Raw genomic sequence first — 16,922 nt, forward strand, 5'->3', positions numbered from 1 at the left:
TACGAGGGAGCCCCGGCCGGTCCCGGATCCGGGACCGGCCGGGGCTCCGTCGTACGCCCGTGGCGGCTACTTGTTGCGGCCGCGCTTCTCGCGGACCCGCACCGAGATGTGGATCGGGGTGCCCTCGAAGCCGAACTCCTCGCGCAGCCGGCGCTCGACGAACCGGCGGTAGCCGTGCTCCAGGAAGCCCGAGGCGAACAGCACGAAGCGCGGCGGCTTGGTGCCCGCCTGGGTGCCGAACAGGATGCGGGGCTGCTTGCCGCCGCGGATGGGGTGCGGGTGGGCGGCGACGATCTCGCCGAGGAAGGCGTTCAGCCGGCCGGTGGGGACGCGGGTCTCCCAGCCGGCGAGGGCCGTCTCGATCGCCGGGACCAGCTTCTCCATGTGGCGGCCGGTGACGGCCGAGACGTTGACCCGCGGGGCCCAGGAGACCTGCGCGAGCTCCGTCTCGATCTCGCGCTCCAGGTAGTAGCGGCGCTCCTCGTCGAGGGTGTCCCACTTGTTGTACGCGATCACCATGGCGCGCCCGGCCTCCACGGCCATGGTGATGATGCGCTGGTCCTGGACGCTGATGGACTCGCCGGCGTCGATCAGGACGACGGCGACCTCGGCCTTCTCCACGGCGGCGGCGGTGCGCAGGGAGGCGTAGTAGTCCGCGCCCTCCTGGAGGTGGACGCGGCGGCGGATGCCGGCCGTGTCGATGAACTTCCAGGTGATGCCGCCGAGCTGGATCAGCTCGTCGACCGGGTCGCGGGTGGTGCCCGCCAGCTCGTTGACGACGACGCGGTCCTCGTTCGCCACCTTGTTCAGCAGCGAGGACTTGCCGACGTTCGGGCGGCCGATGAGCGCGATCCGGCGCGGTCCGCCGACCGGGGTGCCGAAGCGCTGCGCCGGGGCCTCGGGAAGCGCTTCGAGCACGGCGTCGAGCAGGTCGCCGGTGCCGCGGCCGTGCAGCGAGGAGACCGGGTGCGGCTCGCCGAGGCCGAGCGACCAGAGCGCGGCGGCGTCCGCCTCGCCGCTCTGCCCGTCGACCTTGTTGGCGCACAGCACGACGGGCTTGCCGGCCCGGCGCAGCAGCTTGACGACGGCCTCGTCGGTGTCGGTCGCGCCGACCGTCGAGTCGACCACGAAGACGACCGCGTCGGCGGCCTCGATGGCGTACTCGGCCTGGGCGGCGACGGAGGCGTCGATGCCCAGCACGTCCTGCTCCCAGCCGCCGGTGTCGACGACCTTGAAGCGGCGGCCCGCCCACTCGGCCTCGTAGGTGACGCGGTCGCGGGTGACGCCGGGCTTGTCCTCGACGACCGCCTCGCGGCGGCCGATGATCCTGTTCACCAAGGTCGACTTGCCGACATTGGGTCGGCCGACGACGGCGAGCACGGGCAGCGGTCCGTGACCGGCCTCGCCGATCGCGCCCTCGACCTCCTCGAGGTCGAAGCCCTCCTCCGCGGCGAGCTCCATGAACTCCGCGTACTCGGCGTCGCCAAGCGCTCCGTGCTCGTGGTCCGAGCCGTCGGAGTGAATCTGGTCGTTCATGAAGTCCGTTCCTCTTTGCATCATCGATGGGCCGCGATCACGCGGCCCACTACTCAAGTCTTACTCAGCGCCCGGTGAAACGCCGGGCCTCGTCCAGGTGGGCGGTCAGCCGGGCCTGGATCCGCACGGTCGCCTCGTCCAGCGCCTTGCGCGTACGCCGACCGCTGCCGCCCGCCCCCTCCTGTGCCTCGAAGGCCTCGCCGAAGACGACGTCGACCCGGCTGCGCAGCGGCGGCAGTGCCGATATCAACCGTCCGCGCCGCTCGGTGCTTCCCAGGACAGCCACGGGCACGATCGGAGCCCCGCTGCGCACCGCGAAGTACGCGAGCCCGGCGCGCAGGGAGGCGAAGTCGCCCTCGCCCCTGGTGCCCTCGGGGAAGATCCCGAGCGTCCCGCCCTCCTCCAGCACGCCCAGGGCCCGGGTGATGGCGGTGCGGTCGGCGGTCGTACGGTCCACCTTCAGCTGCCCGATCCCGCGGAGGAACGGGTCGAGCGGGCCGACGAACGCCTCCTTCTTGATCAGGAAGTGGACGGGCCGGGGCGCGGTGCCCATCAGCATCGGGCCGTCGATGTTGTGGGAGTGGTTCCCCGCGAGTATGACGGGTCCGGAGGCCGGCACCCGCCACGCCCCGAGGACGCGGGGCTTCCACAGCCCGTACATCAGCCCGATGCCGATCCCGCGTCCGACCGCGGCGCCGCGCAGTGAGGGCGAGCCCGTGGTGGCTCGGGTCACTTCGCGGCCCGCTTCTCCTCGACGAGGGTGACGACACACTCGATGACCTGCTGGAGGGTCAGCTCGGTGGTGTCCACCTCGACCGCGTCGTCCGCCTTGGCGAGCGGGGAGGTCTTGCGGCCGGAGTCGGCCGCGTCCCGCTTGATCAGCGCCTCCTTGGTGGCGGCGAGGTCGGAGCCCTTGATCTCCCCGCTGCGCCGGGCGGCGCGCGCCTCCGGGGAGGCGGTGAGGAAGATCTTCAGGTCGGCGTCGGGCAGCACGGTGGTGCCGATGTCCCGACCCTCGACCACTATGCCCCGGTCGGCCGCGGCGGCGATGGCGCGCTGGAGCTCGGTGATCCTGGTGCGCACCTCGGGGACCGCGCTGACGGCGCTGACCCTGGAGGTGACCTCCTGGGTGCGGATCGGGCCCGAGGCGTCCTCGCCGTCGACGGTGATCGTCGGGGCGGCCGGGTCGGTGCCGGAGACGATGACCGGCTTGGCGGCGGCGGTCGCCACCTCCTTCGCGTCCTGCACGTCGATGCCGTTGTTCAGCATCCACCAGGTGATCGCCCGGTACTGGGCACCGGTGTCCAGGTAGCTCAGGCCGAGCTGGGCCGCGACGGCCTTGGACGTGCTCGACTTGCCGGTGCCGGAGGGCCCGTCGATGGCGACGATCACTGCGGCCGGGGCCGTACGGGTTTCCACGGTGGTGGACACCTTCCTGGTACACGGGTGCGGGCGGGAGGAGGGGGGCGCGCGTGAATCCGCCCCGCACAAGGTTACCGAGTGTCGGGGCGGGGCCCCGCACCCCTGTGGACAACGCCCTCCCGCCCCCGTCCGTCCCGGGCCTACTGCCGTATCGACCAGCCCCGCTCACGCAGCGCCGCGCTCAGCCCGGGGGCCGCGCTCGGCTCGACCATCAGCTGGACCAGACCCGCCTGCTGTCCGGTGGCGTGCTCGATGCGGACGTCCTCGACGTTGACCCCGATCCGTTCCGCGTCGGCGAAGATCCTGGCCAGCTCGCCCGGCCGGTCGCTGATGAGCACGGACACGATCTCGTACGCGGCGGGTGCGGTGCCGTGCTTGCCCGGCACCCTGACCTGGCCCGCGTTGCCGCGGCGCAGGACGTCCTCGATGCCCTCGGCGCCCTTCCGGCGCTCGTCGCCGTCACCGGACGCGAGGCCGCGCAGCGCCCGTACCGTCTCGTCCAGGTCGGCGGCGACCCCGGCCAGCACGTCGGCGACCGGGCCGGGGTTGGCGGAGAGGATCTCCACCCACATCCGGGGGTCGGAGGCGGCGATCCGAGTGACGTCCCTGATGCCCTGGCCGCAGAGGCGCACGGCGGACTCCTCGGCCTCCTCCAGCCGGGCGGCGACCATCGACGAGATCAGCTGCGGGGTGTGCGAGACCAGGGCGACGGCGCGGTCGTGGGCGTCGGCGTCCATCACGACCGGTACGGCCCGGCAGAGGGCGACCAGCTCCAGGGCGAGGTTGAGGACCTCGGTGTCGGTGTCCCGGGTCGGGGTGAGGACCCAGGGACGGCCCTCGAACAGGTCCGCGGTGGCGGCGAGGGGGCCGGACCGCTCCTTGCCCGCCATGGGGTGCGTACCGATGTAGGGCGTGAGGTCGAGGCCGAGGGCCTCCAGCTCGCGGCGCGGTCCACCCTTGACGCTGGCGACGTCGAGGTAGCCGCGCGCGACGCCGTCCCGCATGGCGGCGGCCAGGACCGGGGCCACGTGGGCGGGCGGCACGGCGACGACCGCCAGGTCGACGCGGCCCTCGGGGGCCTCGTCCGTACCCGCGCCGAGCGCGGCCGCGGTGCGGGCCGATCCGGGGTCGTGGTCGGTCAGGTGGACCTGGATCCCGCGCCCGGCGAGGGCGAGCGCTGCGGAGGTGCCGACCAGGCCCGTTCCGATGACGAGGGCGGTTCTCACTGGGCGATGTCCTTGCGGAGTGCGGCGGTGGCGCCGAGGTACACGTGTGCGATCTCGGACTTGGAAAGGTACGTCTCCACGTGGGCCAGGACGCGCACCACCCGGGGCATGGCCCCCGTGATGTCCAGTTCCTGGGCGCAGATCAGCGGTACGTCGACGATACCCAGCCCGCGGGCGGCGGCGGCCGGGAAATCGCTGTGCAGGTCGGGGGTGGCGGTGAACCAGACGCTGATGAGGTCGTCCGCGACGAATCCGTTGCGTTCGAGGACGGCGGTGAGCAGGGCCCCGACCCGCTCCTCCATGTGCCCGGCCTCGTCCCGTTCCAGTTGGACGGCTCCGCGGACCGCTCGTACCGCCACGTCGTGCTCCTCGGTTCCCTCGTGCGTGTCACGCCTGCTGTCCGCCCGCGCGACCCCTGCCCGGTCAGCCTAGAGGGGCGGCGGGGCCCTCGGCCCCGGGTGCTCTCCCAGTGAGACGGGCCGTGCGTCCTGCCGCCCCTCGCGGGCGGGGCCGGGTCAGAGTCGCTGCTCGCGGACCAGGTCCTCGATGGAGCGGCCTTCCGGCACCTCCCCCGACGGAGTCAATTTGTCGACGGCCGTCGGCAGCGACCGGGCGATCTCGTCGGCCGCCTCCTCCGTGGACACCCCGGCCTCCCGGGCGACCTGCCGCAGGGTCTCGTCCGGCAGCGCCTCGGCGATCTGGGCGCCGCTGACCGGCTGGTTCGCGCCGGTGCCGACCCAGGACTGGGCCTGGTCGACCAGGCCGGACCGGGTGAGCATGCCGATCAGCCCTTCGAGCACGCTGCCGCCGCCCTGGCCGCCCTGGCCCCCTTGGCCGCCCTGGCCGCCGGCGAGCGCGCCCAGCAGGGCGCCCAGGACGTTCCCCGCGCCGCCGGAGCCGCCGCCCTGTCCGCTGCCGCCGCCCAACAGTCCGCCCAGCAGGCTGCCGAGGTCGTTTCCCGCCATGGTTCCGCCCTTTCGGAGGGGATGATTTATCGACAATGTCGACCAGAACCGGGGCTTCTGCCACTCGGGCGGCGCGGCTCCCGCGGCCGTGCGCACCGGGAAACTCCCGGCGCGGCGCGCCTCCTCCCCCGTACCCTCGCCCGCATGATCACCCCTGACCCCGAGGCCCTCGTACGCGACCACACGGTCTACTCCTGTGTGATGGGCTCACGCGCCTTCGGGCTCGCCACGGAGGGCAGCGACACCGACCTGCGCGGGGTCTTCCTCGCGCCGACCCCGCTGTTCTGGCGGTTCGACAAGCCGCCGACGCATGTCGAGGGACCGGCGCCGGAACAGTTCTCCTGGGAGCTGGAGCGCTTCTGCGAACTGGCCCTGCGCGCCAACCCCAACGTGCTGGAGTGCCTGCACTCGCCGCTGGTGGAGCAGGTCGACGCCGTGGGCCGCGAGCTCCTCTCGCTGCGCGAGGCGTTCCTCTCCCGGCTGGTCCATCAAAGCTTCGTGCGCTACGCGGTGGGCCAGCGCAGGAAGCTGGAGGCGGACGTCCGGCAGCACGGGGCCCCGCGCTGGAAGCACGCCATGCACCTGCTGCGGCTGCTGGCGAGCGTCCGGGACCTGCTGCGCACGGGCGAGCTCACGGTCGAGGTGGGCCCGGCCCGGGAGGAGCTGCTGGCGGTGAAGCGGGGCGAGGTGCCCTGGGCGGAGGTGGAACGCCGCATGAACCGCCTGGCCGAGGAGAGCGACGGGGCGCTGCCGGGCTCGCCCCTGCCGCCCGGACCGGACCGGGCCCGGGTGGAGGACTTCCTGGTCCGTACCCGCCGGGCCTCCGCGTCCTGGCCCGGCGGGGGCCCGGCATGAGGGCCGGCGGGAACACACGCGGGGGCCCGGCAGGGGGAACCGCCTCGTGGGGCCCGGCGGGTACTGCGACTACGGCGTCCGCCCCGCCTGCCGGACGCGCACCACGAGGTCGTGCAGTGCGTCGAACCCGTCGGCCGCTCCGGGGAGCCGTGACGCCGCCTGCGCCTCGTCGAGCACCGCGTGCAGCGCCTCGACCTCCCGGGCCACCTCCGTGCCGTCCACGCCCTCCGCTCCCCCGTGCTCGGCCCCGGCCTTGGCCACGATCAGCTCGGGCAGCCGGGCCGGGGCCGCCACCTCCCCGAGGAGCGTCGGCAGATGGGCCAGCACCTCGCCGCTGCGCATCAGGTGGATGCCGGTGAGCAGCGCCCGGAACGTGTACAGCAGCGGTTTCAGCTCGCCGGTCTTCTCGAAGAGCCGCCACTGGGTGGTGGCGAATCCCCGGTAGTGGTGGGCGTGGTGACGGGTGAGCACCTTGGGGGCCAGGGCCACCAGCTCCGCGTGCGGCTCGCTGGTGTGCACGACGAGCGGGGAGAGCAGCTGCTCCAGCACGTAGCCGTTGGGCTTCAGCATCAGCTGGACGAACTTCCGCAGGTCGTGGGTGACGAGATCCATCTCGACCCCACCCCGGTCCCACATCCGCGAGCGGGTCTCCTCGGGCCTGCGCAGCCCGAGGAGGTCCTCCGCGGGCAGGAGATGGACCCCCCGGAGGTCCACGTCCGAGTCCCGGGACGGGAACCCGTAGAGATGCGCCCCGGAGACCGTGGCGAACAGCAGCGGGTGGTGTTCCCCGGCGAGGACCGGCCCGAAGTCCGTGACCGGCAGCCCGGCCTCCTGGAGGGGCATCGTTTCCGTACGCATGGCTCAAGAATCCCAGAGCGCCCCCAGCGCCAGCAGGTCGCTCCGGTACTCGATCCGCTCCGACCACTCCTTGGGCCAGGCCCCCGCCCCCAGGTGCGCCCCGGCGAACGCCCCGGTCAGGCAGGCCAGGGAGTCCGAGTCGCCCCGGGTGCAGGCGGCGCGGCGGAGGGCGGTGACGGGGTCCTCGGGGAAGAGGAGGAAGCAGTGCAGGGCGGTGGCGAGGGCCTCCTCCGCGATCCAGCCGTCGCCGGTCCGCTCGCAGGGGTCGGTCTCCGGGGAGGGGTCGCGCAGGGCGTCCTGGACCCGGGCCAGGACGGCGAGGCACTCCTCCCAGCCGCGCCGGATGTACAGCTCGGGCGAGGCGTCGCCCGCGTACCGCCAGAGGTCGCCGAGCCAGCGCGTGAGGTAGCGGCCGCTGTTCTCGTACGCGTAGCTGCGCAGCTGCCCAATCAGTCCCATCGGCTCCACCCCCTGGGCCAGCAGGTGCACCGCGCGGGCCGTCAGGTCGGACGCGGCGAGCGCGGTGGGGTGGCCGTGGGTGAGGGCGGCCTGCAACTGGGCGGCGCCGGAGCGCTGTTCGTCGCTCAGGCCGGGCGCGAGTCCGATCGGCGCGACCCGCATGTTGGCGCCGCAGCCCTTGGAACCGGTCCGGCTGGCCTCCTGCCAGGGCCGGTCGCTGTCGAGCAGGCGGCAGGCGGTCATGCAGGTGCGGCCGGGGGCGCGGTTGTTGTCGGGCGAGTGGTACCAGTCGACGAACTCCTCGCGCACCGGCCGGGCCAGCCGCAGCGGAGTGAGCAGCCCGCGGTCCATGGCGGTGCGCAGGCCCCGCCCCAGGGCCAGGGTCATCTGGGTGTCGTCGGTGACGATCGCGGGCTTCGGCAGCCCCATCCCGCGCCACGGACCGCACTTGGCGAGGATCGAGGGCACGTTGTTGAACTCGGTCGGGAAGCCCAGGGCGTCGCCGAGCGCGAGCCCGGTCAGCGCGCCGGTGGCGGCCTGCTTGGTGATGGTCCTGGTCACGATCACGTGCTTCTTCCTTCCGGTCTCAGGAGTGGAGGGTGCAGGGCGGTGGCGGCACCCGCCCGGTAGAGCGCGGCCGGTTTTCCCCGTCCGCCGGTGCGGCGCGGCGGTCCCTCCACGGCCTGGACGAAGCCGGGCGTGGCGAGGACCTTGCGCCGGAAGTTGGGCCGGTCCAGCTCGACGCCCCAGACCGTCTCGTACACCTGCTGGAGTTCCCCCAGGGTGAATTCGGGCGGGCAGAAGGCGGTGGCGAGGCAGGTGTACTCCAGCTTGGCGCCGATCCTGTCGTGGGCGTCGGCGAGGATGCGGTCGTGGTCGAAGGCGAGCGGGCCCGGGGGCCGGGGCGGGGTTCCCGCCCGGCCGGGGGTGGCGGTCGCCCTCTCCGGCAGGCCCGCGTCCCACCACCGGGCGCCCGCCGCGTCGCCCCCGCCGCGCGGTTCGGGCAGGTCGGGCACGAGCGCGGCGTACGCGATGGAGACGACCCGCATCCGGGGGTCGCGGTCCGGGTCGCTGTAGGTGCGCAGCTGTTCCAGGTGGAGGGCGCCGACGGTGGCCTCCGTCAGTCCGGTTTCCTCGGCGAGTTCCCGGCGGGCGGCGTCCTCCGCGCACTCCCGGGGCAGCACGAAGCCGCCGGGCAGCGCCCAGTGGCCCTCGTAGGGCTCCTCGCCCCGTTCGACGAGCAGGACGTGCAGCCGGCCGGCGCGGACCGTGAAGACGGCGAGGTCCACGGTGACCGCGAAGGGTTCGAAGGCGTGCGGGTCGTAGCCCGCGGGGACGCCGGTGCTCATCGGTTCTCCGGCAGGGGGGCGGCGAAGTCCCAGCCGTCGGCGAGCAGCCGGTCGACGGCGGCGACCGCGGTCTCCAGGCGTTCCTCGTGGGGTCCGGTCAGTTCGACGAACCGTCTTCCGGTGCGGGTGAGTTCGGCCCGGAAGCGGTCGGTCATCCAGGGGCGCAGTTCCTCGCCGTCGCGCAGTCCGTCGTCCTCGAAGGCGACGCCCTCGTGGTCGGTGAGCAGCCACAGGTGGTGAGTGACGCGGTCGGCGACCTCCTCGACGAGCGGGTTGCGTCCGCCGATGTACCGCTCGTGCCAGACGGTGGTGGCGAAGGAGTCGGTGTCGCAGAGGAGCAGCGGCGACCCGATGCGCGCGACCTTCTCCTCCGCGGCGTTCTGGGCCTCGGCGATCAGCGGGAAGTCGTCCGTGCCGAAGACGACGTCCTCCCACTGGGCGTCGGGCCACCGGGAGCGCAGATCGGCCAGTTTCCGTTCGCTGAACTCCCGGCCGTACTCGGCGACGTAGCCGGTCCGGGCCCAGATACCGCCGCGCCGGCGGTAGTGGTCGGCCAGGGCCAGGGCCATCGTGGTGGTGCCGGTGGATTCCGCGCCGAGGACGACGACCCGGCGGGCGAGCGCGGCCCGTACCGGCGGTTCCAGGAAGTCCCAGCAGCCGACCGGGTCCTTGCGGACGGCCGTTCCGGAGACGGGGAAGACGGTGCGCCCGGGGTCGACGCAGACGGACTCGGCGCCGAACCTGCGGGCGAGTTCGTCCCCGTACGACTCCGAGGTGAAGACGGCGTCCACCGGCTCGGGCACGGCCGCGGTGAAGACGGCCATGTGCGCGTCCCAGATCGCCGGGTCGTGGAGGTCCATGCGGGTGTCGTCGACGGCGCCGACCACCCGCGCATCCGGGTGGACCTCCCGCATCCAGGCGACCCGGTCGGCGAGCGGCACGGACTCGACGGAGGCGGCGCAGACGAGGACGGTCAGCCGTTCGCAGCGGTCCTGCGCGGTGCGGACGAGGTGGTGGTGGCCGGCGTGCGGCGGATAGAACTTGCCGAGGACCAGCCCGTGCCCGAAGCGCTTCACGCCGTCGCCCCCGCCGGCTCCCGCCGCTGCCCGACGAGATCGCGCCGCCAGTTGCGCAGCCCGATCAGGCAGAGCGTCATGAACCCGATGTACAGCAGCGAGGTCAGATAGAGCCCCTTGTGCGCGTACAGCGGGATGTACACCACGTCGGCGGCGATCCAGAGCCACCACGACTCGACGAGCTTGCGGCACTGCCCGTACGTCGCCGTCAGGGACAGCGCGGTCGTCAGGGCGTCCCAGAAGGGCACGGTCGAGTCGGTGGCGCGGTCGAGCAGGACGGTGAGGGCGAGGGCCCCCACCGCCCCGGCCACGAGCAGCCCGGTCCATTCGGTGCGCGTGGTCCGCCTCACCGGCAGGTCCGGTGTTCCTGGTCCACCCCCGTGGGTCCAGGTCCACCAGCCGTAGCAGGCGAGGACGATGAAGACGATCTGCAGGCCGGCGTCGGCGTACAGACCGGCCTGGGTGAACAGCAGGATGAAGAAGAGGTTGTTGGCGATGCCGATCGGCCAGTTGGCGAGGTGCTGGCGGGCCACGAGCCAGACGCACAGCGCACCGCTGCCGAAGCCGAGCACCTCGGTCCAGCTGACCGGGGTGTCCAGGACCGTCACCAGGGGTTGCTGCAGGGGATCGAGGAAATCCGCGAGACTCACGCCCGCCTCCTTAATAGTCACCCTGACTATAAAGGGGGAACGGGCACGGCAAAAGGCCCGCGGCCGGTTCCCGTCCGGAACATCGACGACGGGAACCGGCCGCGGGCCGCGGGACGGGGGCCGCTACAGGCCGACCTCGCGCATCAGCATGCCCACCTCGGTGTTGGTGAGGCGGCGCAGCCAGCCGGACTTCTGGTCACCCAGCGGGATCGGCCCGAAGGAGGTGCGCACGAGCCGCTCGACCGGGAAACCGGCCTCGGCCAGCATCCGGCGGACGATGTGCTTGCGCCCCTCGTGGAGGGTGACCTCGACCAGGTAGTTCTTGCCGGTGTTCTCGACGACCCGGAAGTGGTCGGCGCGGGCGTACCCGTCCTCCAGCTGGATGCCGTCCTTGAGGCGCTTGCCCAGGTCGCGCGGGAGCGGTCCCTGGATGGCGGCCAGGTAGGTCTTCTTCACCCCGTACTTGGGGTGGGTCAGGCGGTGGGCCAGCTCGCCGTGGTTGGTGAGCAGGATGACGCCCTCGGTCTCGGTGTCCAGCCGGCCGACGTGGAAGAGCCGCGTCTCACGGTTGGTGACGTAGTCGCCGAGGCACTGGCGGCCTTCCGGGTCCTCCATGGAGGAGACGACACCGGCGGGCTTGTTCAGCGCGAAGAAGAGGTAGGACTGGGCGGCCACGGTCAGGCCGTCCACCTTGATCTCGTCCTTGTGCACGTCCACGCGCATGCCCTGCTCGACGACGATCTCGCCGTTCACCTCGACGCGGGCCTGCTCGATCAGCTCCTCGCACGCGCGGCGCGAGCCCATGCCGGCCCGGGCGAGGACCTTCTGCAGCCGCTCGCCCTCCTGCTCGGCGCCGGGGTGGGTCTTGGGCGTCCTGATCTCGGGCTTGTTCGCGTACCGGTCCCGGTTGCGCTGCTCGATCTTGGCGTCGAGCTCCCGGGGGCGGGACGGGGCGCTCCGGCGGCGCTGGTCACCGCTCCTGCCGCTGCCCTGCGCGGCCTTCGGGCCGCCCTTGGCCCCGCCGCGGGCCGCGGCGCCGCGGCCCTTGCGGGGGCCGTCGCCGCTCTTCTCACCGGGGGCGCCGGCATCGTAGCGGCGCTCCTCGGGCCTGGGCCTGCGGGGGCGCTGCTCCTGCCGGCCGTCACGGCCGGCGCCGGCACCCCGGGGATTCCGGTTGCCGCCGCTCCTGCCGCCGCCGCTTCCGCTGTTCCTGCCACTGCTTCGCATCAAAAGTCCGTCTTGTCGTCTGCGTGAGTATCCGGGGTGTCCGGTGCGTCCGGATCGAACGACGGCACACCCTCTGGTGTATCGGCCTCGATCGCGTCCGCCTCGGGGAGGAAGGGCGCGAGCTCCGGGAGCTCATCCAGGCCACGCAGGCCCATCCGCTCCAGAAAGTAGTTCGTCGTCCTGTACAGGATCGCACCTGTTTCGGGTTCCGTGCCCGCCTCCTCGACGAGGCCCCGCTGCAGGAGGGTGCGCATGACCCCGTCGCAGTTCACTCCGCGCACCGCCGAGACCCTCGACCGGCTGACCGGCTGGCGGTACGCGACCACGGCGAGGGTCTCCAGCGCGGCCTGGGTGAGGCGGGCCTGCTGGCCGTCCAGGACGAAGCCCTCGACCGCCTCCGCGTACTCGGGGCGGGTGTAGAAGCGCCAGCCGCCCGCCACCAGCCGCAGGTCGAAGCCCCGGCGCTGCACGGTGTACTCGTCGGCCAGCTCGCGCAGCGCGTCGGCGACCGCCCGGCGGGGCCGCTCCAGCACCTTGGCGAGGTGCTCCTCGGTCGCGGGCTCGTCGACGACCATGAGGACGGCCTCCAGCGCGGGCTTGAGGTCGAGATCCGCGACGGTGGAGCCGGTGGTGTCCTGCTGCCTCATGCCTTCACATCCTCCTGGGCGTCCTGCGCCTCGGTGTCGAACTCGTCCGTGACCACGGGTTCGTCCCCCTCTCCCCCGGCCCAGCGCACCAGGAGTTCCCCGAGCGCCTCGTCCTGGTCGAGCGCGACGGCCTTCTCCCGGTACAGCTCCAGCAGCGCGAGGAACCGGGCGACGACGGTCAGGGTGTCCGGGGCGTCCTCGGTGAGCGCCCGGAAAGTGGTCTCCCCCGCCTCGCGCAGCCGCGCCACTACGATCCCGGCCTGCTCCCGCACGCTGACCAGCGGGGCGTGGATGTGGTCGACGTACACCTGCGGCTCGGGCCTGGGCTGCATCGCCTTCGCCGCCAGCCGGGCGAATCCTTCCGCCCCGATGCTGATCACGACCTCGGGCAGCAGCTCGGCGTGGTGCGGTTCCAGGCCCACGGTCCGCGGGAAGCGGCGTCCCTCCGACTCCAGCCGTTCGCTGAAGATCTCCGCGATGTGTTTGTACGCACGGTACTGGAGCAGCCGGGCGAAGAGCAGGTCGCGCGCCTCCAGCAGGGCCAGGTCCGCCTCGTCCTCCACCTCGGCGGTGGGCAGCAGCCGGGCGGCCTTCAGGTCGAGCAGGGTCGCGGCGACGACGAGGAACTCGGTGGTCTGGTCCAGGTCCCAGTCCGGTCCCATGGCCCGGATGTGCGCCATGAACTCGTCGGTGACCTTGGACAGCGCGACTTCGGTCACGTCCAGCTTGTGCTTGGAGATGAGCTGGAGGAGCAGGTCGAAGGGCCCCTCGAAGTTCGCCAGCCGAACGGTGAACCGCCCGTCCTCGACGGCCTCGCCCTCCGCTTCGGGCGCCTCGGGCTCCCCGGAAGCCTCAGGCTCCGACGCCTCCGGTGCCTCGGCCGTCCCCGGGGCCTCTGGCGTCCCCAGTACCTCTCGCGTCTCCGGGGCCTCTGCCGACTCCGGCACATCCGGTACGCCCGGTGCTTCCGGGTCCGTCGCCGGGTGCGCGGGCGCCGCCCCCTCGGCGGGGAGGGCCGGGGCGGGCGGTTCGGCGCCGGTGTCCGGGCCGCCCGCCCGTTCCGGCACGGGCCTGCTCCCGGGCCGCGCCCCAGGGGGCGGCGAGGGGGCGGGCGGGCTCGTCGGTCGTCGGCATGAGGGTCCAGGGGCTGCGGGACACGGGCGTGGCCGTACGGAAGGGGCCGGGCCGCTCGACCGGCGGCCCCTCAGCAGGCTAAGGGCTGCCCTGCGGTCCCCGGCGGCGCGGCGCGCGGCGTCGGACGCGGCGCGCCGCGGGCCGGGACGTCCGCGTACGGCCGTGCCGGGACGTCTCCGGCGTCTCGGCGGCGCCGTCGTGCGCCCGCCAGGGTACGGGACGGCGGCCCCGCCCTGCGGCTGCGCCCCTCAGCGGCCGCGCAGCCGCCGTACGAGGATGCTCGCGTCGCCCCGCGACTCCAGGTCCGCGAGGACGACGGCGACCGCCTCGCGGACGATCCGTCCGCGGTCGACGGCCAGCCCGTGCTCCCCGCGCAGCACGAGGCGGGCGTGCTCCAGGTCCATCAGTTCCTCGGCCGAGACGTAGACGGTGATCTTCTCGTCGTGGCGTTCGCGGCCGCTGGGCCTGCGGTTCGCCCCGCGTCCGCCGCGCCTGCGCTGCGGCTGGATCGCGGACGCCGCCTCCTGCGCGGCCGACGGGGCCGGCTGCGGGGACCTGCGCCCCGCCTGGGCGGCCGCCGCGACCCGGCCGCCCTCGCCGCCGCGGCTGCGCGACTCCCCGCGTCGGCGTCCGCCGCGGAGTGCTCCTCGCGCGGTGCGGCCGTGCTCTCCTGCGCGGTGTCCGTCCCGGTTCCGTCCGCCCCGGCGTCGCTCTCACCGGCGGGGCCCGGCACCCGGGCCTCGCCGTTCGCCTTGCGCCGCCGGTCCCCGGGGGAGGAGGCCTGCAGCCCCATCCCCCCGGTGGTACGGAACAGTTCGTCGGCCCCGGGCAGACTCACTCGGCGTGACACCGGGCGAGCACCTCCCTGGCGAGCTGGCGATAGGCGGCGGCACCGACCGAGTTGGAGGCGTACGTGGTGATGGGTTCGCCGGCGACCGTGGTCTCCGGGAAGCGCACGGTGCGCCCGATGACCGTGTGGTAGACGTGGTCGTCGAACGCCTCGACGACGCGCGCGAGGACCTCACGGCTGTGCACCGTGCGGGAGTCGTACATGGTGGCGAGGATGCCGTCGAGCTCCAGGTCGGGGTTGAGCCGCTCCTGGACCTTCTCGATGGTCTCGGTGAGCAATGCCACACCGCGCAACGCGAAGAACTCGCACTCGAGCGGCACTATGACCTTGTGGGCGGCCGTCAGGGCGTTCACGGTGAGCAGACCCAGCGAGGGCTGACAGTCGATCACGATGTAGTCGTAATCGGCCATCAGCGGCTTCAGGGCGCGCTGCAGCGTGGACTCCCGGGCGACCTCGCTCACCAGCTGCACCTCGGCGGCGGACAGGTCGATGTTGCTGGGCAGCAGGTCCATGTTGGGGACCGCGGTCTTCAGCAGGACCTCGTCGGCCGACATGCCCCGCTCCATGAGCAGGTTGTAGACCGTGAGGTCGAGTTCCATCGGGTTGACGCCGAGCCCGACCGACAGGGCTCCCTGCGGGTCGAAGTCGACGAGCAGGACCCGGCGTCCGTACTCCGCGAGCGCGGCACCCAGGTTGATGGTCGACGTGGTCTTGCCGACGCCGCCCTTCTGGTTGCACATCGCGATGATCTTCGCGGGACCGTGGTCGGTCAGCGGGCCCGGGATCGGGAAGTAGGGCAGGGGCCGACCGGTCGGGCCGATCCGCTCGCGGCGCTGGCGGGCAGCGTCGGGCGCGAGGGTGGCCGCGTACTCCGGGTCGGGCTCGTACTCGGCGTCGGGGTCGTAGAAGTGCCCCTGGGGCACCTCGTCGAAGTCGGCGAAGCGGGCGGTCTCCCGGCCACTCTCGTTGCCGGCCATGGCGTTCACGTGTAGGCCGTCCATCATCTGGGGGGCTGTCGTCATGTGCTGTGGGGTGGAGAAGGCGCGGACAGCGACGGAGCCGACAGCCTCCAGCCCGTTCGGGCTCTGGCCCCGCGCAGGCATCCCTGGTTGTACACCCCCGGGAGTAAATGTCGACTCATTCACAAGTCGTCTTACCTCCTTGGATGTGACCAGGAAACTTATCGATAGGTCAGCGTGGCACCATGCCGACGATTGGCGACTCTATGGCGTGTCACCGCTTCGCAGCAACACAATCCGCCGGACCCGGCCCGATGTGTCGGCAATCGAACACCTCCCTGTCAAGGGCATGTGGCCATCACGGCGCACTTTTAACCGGTGTACGAATCGGTTGAAGAGTTACGTTCGAGACGAGTTGAACGCGCTCCGCGCGGGTGCCGACATGCGTCCGGCCGGACCTTGCTCGGCAAGGTCCGGCCGGACGCATGAGGTTGACGGGAGGTGGGGCGCCTCCCCGCCGCGACCTTTCGGGTCGCCGGAAGGACGTCAGCCGAGGAGCGAGCTCAGCTCGACGTGCTCCAGACCGTGGGCCTCGGCCACCTCGCGGTAGACGACCTTGCCGTCATGGGTGTTGAGGCCCTTGGCGAGCGCGGCGTCCCGGCGCAGCGCCTCGGCCCAGCCGCGGTTGGCGAGCTCCACGATGTACGGCAGCGTGGCGTTGGTGAGGGCGTACGTGGAGGTGTTCGGCACCGCGCCCGGCATGTTCGCGACGCAGTAGAAGACCGAGTTGTGGACCTTGAAGGTCGGCTCGGCGTGGGTCGTGGGGTGCGAGTCCTCGAAGCAGCCGCCCTGGTCGATCGCGATGTCGACAAGGACACTTCCGGGCTTCATCCTGGCGACGAGCTCGTTGGTGACCAGCTTCGGGGCCTTCGCACCGGGGATGAGCACGGCACCGATGACGAGGTCGGCCTCGAGGACCGCCTTCTCCAGCTCGAAGGCGTTGGAGACGACCGTCTGCACCTTGGTGCCGAAGATCTTGTCCGCCTCGCGGAGCTTGTTGATGTCCTTGTCGAGCAGCGTGACGTGGAAGCCGAGGCCGACGGCGATCTGGGTGGCGTTCCAGCCGGAGACGCCGCCGCCGATGACGACCGCCTTGCCGGCCGCCGTGCCCGGGACGCCGCCCGGCAGCACGCCGCGGCCGCCGACCGAGCGCATCAGGTGGTAGGCGCCGACCTGCGGGGCCAGCCGGCCCGCGACCTCGGACATCGGGGCGAGCAGCGGGAGCGCGCGGTTCGCGGTCTCGACCGTCTCGTAGGCGATGGCGGTGGTGCCCGACTCCAGCAGCGCGTCGGTGCACTCGCGGGAGGCGGCGAGGTGGAGGTAGGTGAAGAGGGTCTGGTCCTTGCGCAGGCGGTGGTACTCCTCGGCGACCGGCTCCTTGACCTTGAGCAGCAGGTCGGCGGTGGCCCAGACCTCGTCGGCGGTGGGCAGGATCTGCGCCCCCGCGGCCACGTACTCCTCGTCCGTGATCGAGGAGCCGGCACCGGCGTTCTGCTCGACGACGACCTGGTGGCCGTGACGGACGAGCTCGTTCACACCGGCAGGCGTGATCGCCACGCGGAACTCGTTGTTCTTGACTTCGCGGGGGATGCCGACCTTCACGTCGATCACGGTCCTTGACTCAGAGGGTTACCCGGGCATACCCATAC

At 72.6% G+C, this 16,922-nt stretch carries 17 protein-coding genes and 1 pseudogene; 1 reads left to right on the forward strand and 17 read right to left on the reverse strand.

All coding sequences use genetic code 11. The features are described from left to right. Positions 1 to 66 precede the first annotated feature (66 nt). The 6 genes from der to OCT49_RS06175 form a co-directional block, all read right to left on the reverse strand. Positions 67 to 1,536 carry a ribosome biogenesis GTPase Der gene (gene der, locus OCT49_RS06150; protein WP_283850876.1) on the reverse strand — a complete coding sequence of 490 codons (1,470 nt, stop codon included), beginning with the start codon at positions 1,534 to 1,536 and terminating at the stop codon, positions 67 to 69. Between the two features lie 64 nt (positions 1,537 to 1,600). Next, positions 1,601 to 2,308 carry a lysophospholipid acyltransferase family protein gene (locus tag OCT49_RS06155; protein ID WP_502963339.1) on the reverse strand — a complete coding sequence of 236 codons (708 nt, stop codon included), beginning with the start codon at positions 2,306 to 2,308 and terminating at the stop codon, positions 1,601 to 1,603. Continuing rightward, positions 2,266 to 2,967, reverse strand: coding sequence for a (d)CMP kinase (gene cmk, locus OCT49_RS06160; RefSeq protein WP_148833871.1), 702 nt, complete (start codon positions 2,965 to 2,967; stop codon positions 2,266 to 2,268). Before cmk ends, OCT49_RS06155 begins: the two co-directional genes overlap by 43 nt. 131 nt (positions 2,968 to 3,098) lie before the next feature. After that, complete coding sequence (locus OCT49_RS06165) at positions 3,099 to 4,184, reverse strand: prephenate dehydrogenase (protein WP_283850878.1); 1,086 nt, start codon at positions 4,182 to 4,184, stop codon at positions 3,099 to 3,101. After that, positions 4,181 to 4,543: a chorismate mutase gene (gene aroH / locus OCT49_RS06170; RefSeq protein ID WP_283850879.1), complete on the reverse strand. Its 363-nt coding sequence runs from the start codon at positions 4,541 to 4,543 to the stop codon at positions 4,181 to 4,183. Before aroH ends, OCT49_RS06165 begins: the two co-directional genes overlap by 4 nt. Before the next feature lie 156 nt (positions 4,544 to 4,699). After that, entirely contained in the window at positions 4,700 to 5,149 is a 450-nt protein-coding gene (locus OCT49_RS06175; RefSeq protein ID WP_283850880.1) for a YidB family protein, read from the reverse strand. A gap of 144 nt (positions 5,150 to 5,293) precedes the next feature. On the opposite strand from OCT49_RS06175, the gene OCT49_RS06180 reads away from it, so the two are divergent. Then, positions 5,294 to 6,004 (forward strand): nucleotidyltransferase domain-containing protein, encoded by a 711-nt coding sequence (locus tag OCT49_RS06180; RefSeq protein ID WP_283850881.1) that lies wholly within the window; start codon positions 5,294 to 5,296, stop codon positions 6,002 to 6,004. A 69-nt stretch (positions 6,005 to 6,073) separates the two neighbouring features. Here the strand turns inward: OCT49_RS06180 and OCT49_RS06185 are convergent, their stop codons facing one another. From OCT49_RS06185 to ald, 11 genes and pseudogenes are all read right to left on the reverse strand, one after another. Then, positions 6,074 to 6,862 (reverse strand): nucleotidyltransferase domain-containing protein, encoded by a 789-nt coding sequence (locus OCT49_RS06185; RefSeq protein WP_283850882.1) that lies wholly within the window; start codon positions 6,860 to 6,862, stop codon positions 6,074 to 6,076. 3 nt (positions 6,863 to 6,865) lie between these two features. Further along, complete coding sequence (locus OCT49_RS06190) at positions 6,866 to 7,888, reverse strand: ADP-ribosylglycohydrolase family protein (protein ID WP_283850883.1); 1,023 nt, start codon at positions 7,886 to 7,888, stop codon at positions 6,866 to 6,868. Then, the gene (locus tag OCT49_RS06195; RefSeq protein ID WP_283850884.1) at positions 7,885 to 8,670 is read right to left on the reverse strand and encodes an NUDIX hydrolase; all 786 of its coding nucleotides are present in this window, start codon (positions 8,668 to 8,670) and stop codon (positions 7,885 to 7,887) included. Before OCT49_RS06195 ends, OCT49_RS06190 begins: the two co-directional genes overlap by 4 nt. After that, positions 8,667 to 9,746 carry an AAA family ATPase gene (locus tag OCT49_RS06200; RefSeq protein WP_283850885.1) on the reverse strand — a complete coding sequence of 360 codons (1,080 nt, stop codon included), beginning with the start codon at positions 9,744 to 9,746 and terminating at the stop codon, positions 8,667 to 8,669. Before OCT49_RS06200 ends, OCT49_RS06195 begins: the two co-directional genes overlap by 4 nt. After that, positions 9,743 to 10,396: a nicotinamide riboside transporter PnuC gene (gene pnuC / locus OCT49_RS06205; RefSeq protein WP_283850886.1), complete on the reverse strand. Its 654-nt coding sequence runs from the start codon at positions 10,394 to 10,396 to the stop codon at positions 9,743 to 9,745. The genes OCT49_RS06200 and pnuC overlap by 4 nt, the downstream gene beginning before the upstream one ends. Positions 10,397 to 10,519: 123 nt before the next feature. Further along, the gene (locus tag OCT49_RS06210) at positions 10,520 to 11,623 is read right to left on the reverse strand and encodes a pseudouridine synthase (protein ID WP_283850887.1); all 1,104 of its coding nucleotides are present in this window, start codon (positions 11,621 to 11,623) and stop codon (positions 10,520 to 10,522) included. Beyond that, positions 11,623 to 12,270 (reverse strand): SMC-Scp complex subunit ScpB, encoded by a 648-nt coding sequence (gene scpB, locus OCT49_RS06215; RefSeq protein WP_283850888.1) that lies wholly within the window; start codon positions 12,268 to 12,270, stop codon positions 11,623 to 11,625. The genes OCT49_RS06210 and scpB overlap by 1 nt, the downstream gene beginning before the upstream one ends. Further along, positions 12,267 to 13,217 carry a segregation and condensation protein A gene (locus tag OCT49_RS06220; protein WP_349632823.1) on the reverse strand — a complete coding sequence of 317 codons (951 nt, stop codon included), beginning with the start codon at positions 13,215 to 13,217 and terminating at the stop codon, positions 12,267 to 12,269. Before OCT49_RS06220 ends, scpB begins: the two co-directional genes overlap by 4 nt. Before the next feature lie 435 nt (positions 13,218 to 13,652). Then, positions 13,653 to 14,242 (reverse strand): annotated as a pseudogene (locus tag OCT49_RS06225) (hypothetical protein). Next, a complete protein-coding gene (locus tag OCT49_RS06230; protein ID WP_283850890.1) occupies positions 14,239 to 15,357 on the reverse strand; it encodes a ParA family protein in 1,119 nt (372 codons plus the stop codon). Before OCT49_RS06230 ends, OCT49_RS06225 begins: the two are co-directional and overlap by 4 nt. 402 nt (positions 15,358 to 15,759) lie before the next feature. Continuing rightward, entirely contained in the window at positions 15,760 to 16,884 is a 1,125-nt protein-coding gene (gene ald / locus OCT49_RS06235; RefSeq protein ID WP_349632780.1) for an alanine dehydrogenase, read from the reverse strand. Positions 16,885 to 16,922: the final 38 nt, after the last annotated feature.

The organism is Streptomyces sp. ML-6 (assembly GCF_030116705.1).
GTDB lineage: Bacteria > Actinomycetota > Actinomycetes > Streptomycetales > Streptomycetaceae > Streptomyces.

Bases quoted from the DNA above. Each gene is read 5' to 3' on its own strand.
- OCT49_RS06185 (WP_283850882.1), bottom strand. From the start codon at position 6,862: ATGCGTACGGAAACGATGCCCCTCCAGGAGGCCGGGCTGCCGGTCACG.
- OCT49_RS06175 (WP_283850880.1), bottom strand. From the start codon at position 5,149: ATGGCGGGAAACGACCTCGGCAGCCTGCTGGGCGGACTGTTGGGCGGC.
- scpB (WP_283850888.1), bottom strand. From the start codon at position 12,270: ATGAGGCAGCAGGACACCACCGGCTCCACCGTCGCGGATCTCGACCTC.
- OCT49_RS06230 (WP_283850890.1), bottom strand. From the start codon at position 15,357: ATGCCTGCGCGGGGCCAGAGCCCGAACGGGCTGGAGGCTGTCGGCTCC.
- der (WP_283850876.1), bottom strand. From the start codon at position 1,536: ATGAACGACCAGATTCACTCCGACGGCTCGGACCACGAGCACGGAGCG.
- OCT49_RS06210 (WP_283850887.1), bottom strand. From the start codon at position 11,623: ATGCGAAGCAGTGGCAGGAACAGCGGAAGCGGCGGCGGCAGGAGCGGC.
- OCT49_RS06195 (WP_283850884.1), bottom strand. From the start codon at position 8,670: ATGAGCACCGGCGTCCCCGCGGGCTACGACCCGCACGCCTTCGAACCC.
- OCT49_RS06180 (WP_283850881.1), top strand. From the start codon at position 5,294: ATGATCACCCCTGACCCCGAGGCCCTCGTACGCGACCACACGGTCTAC.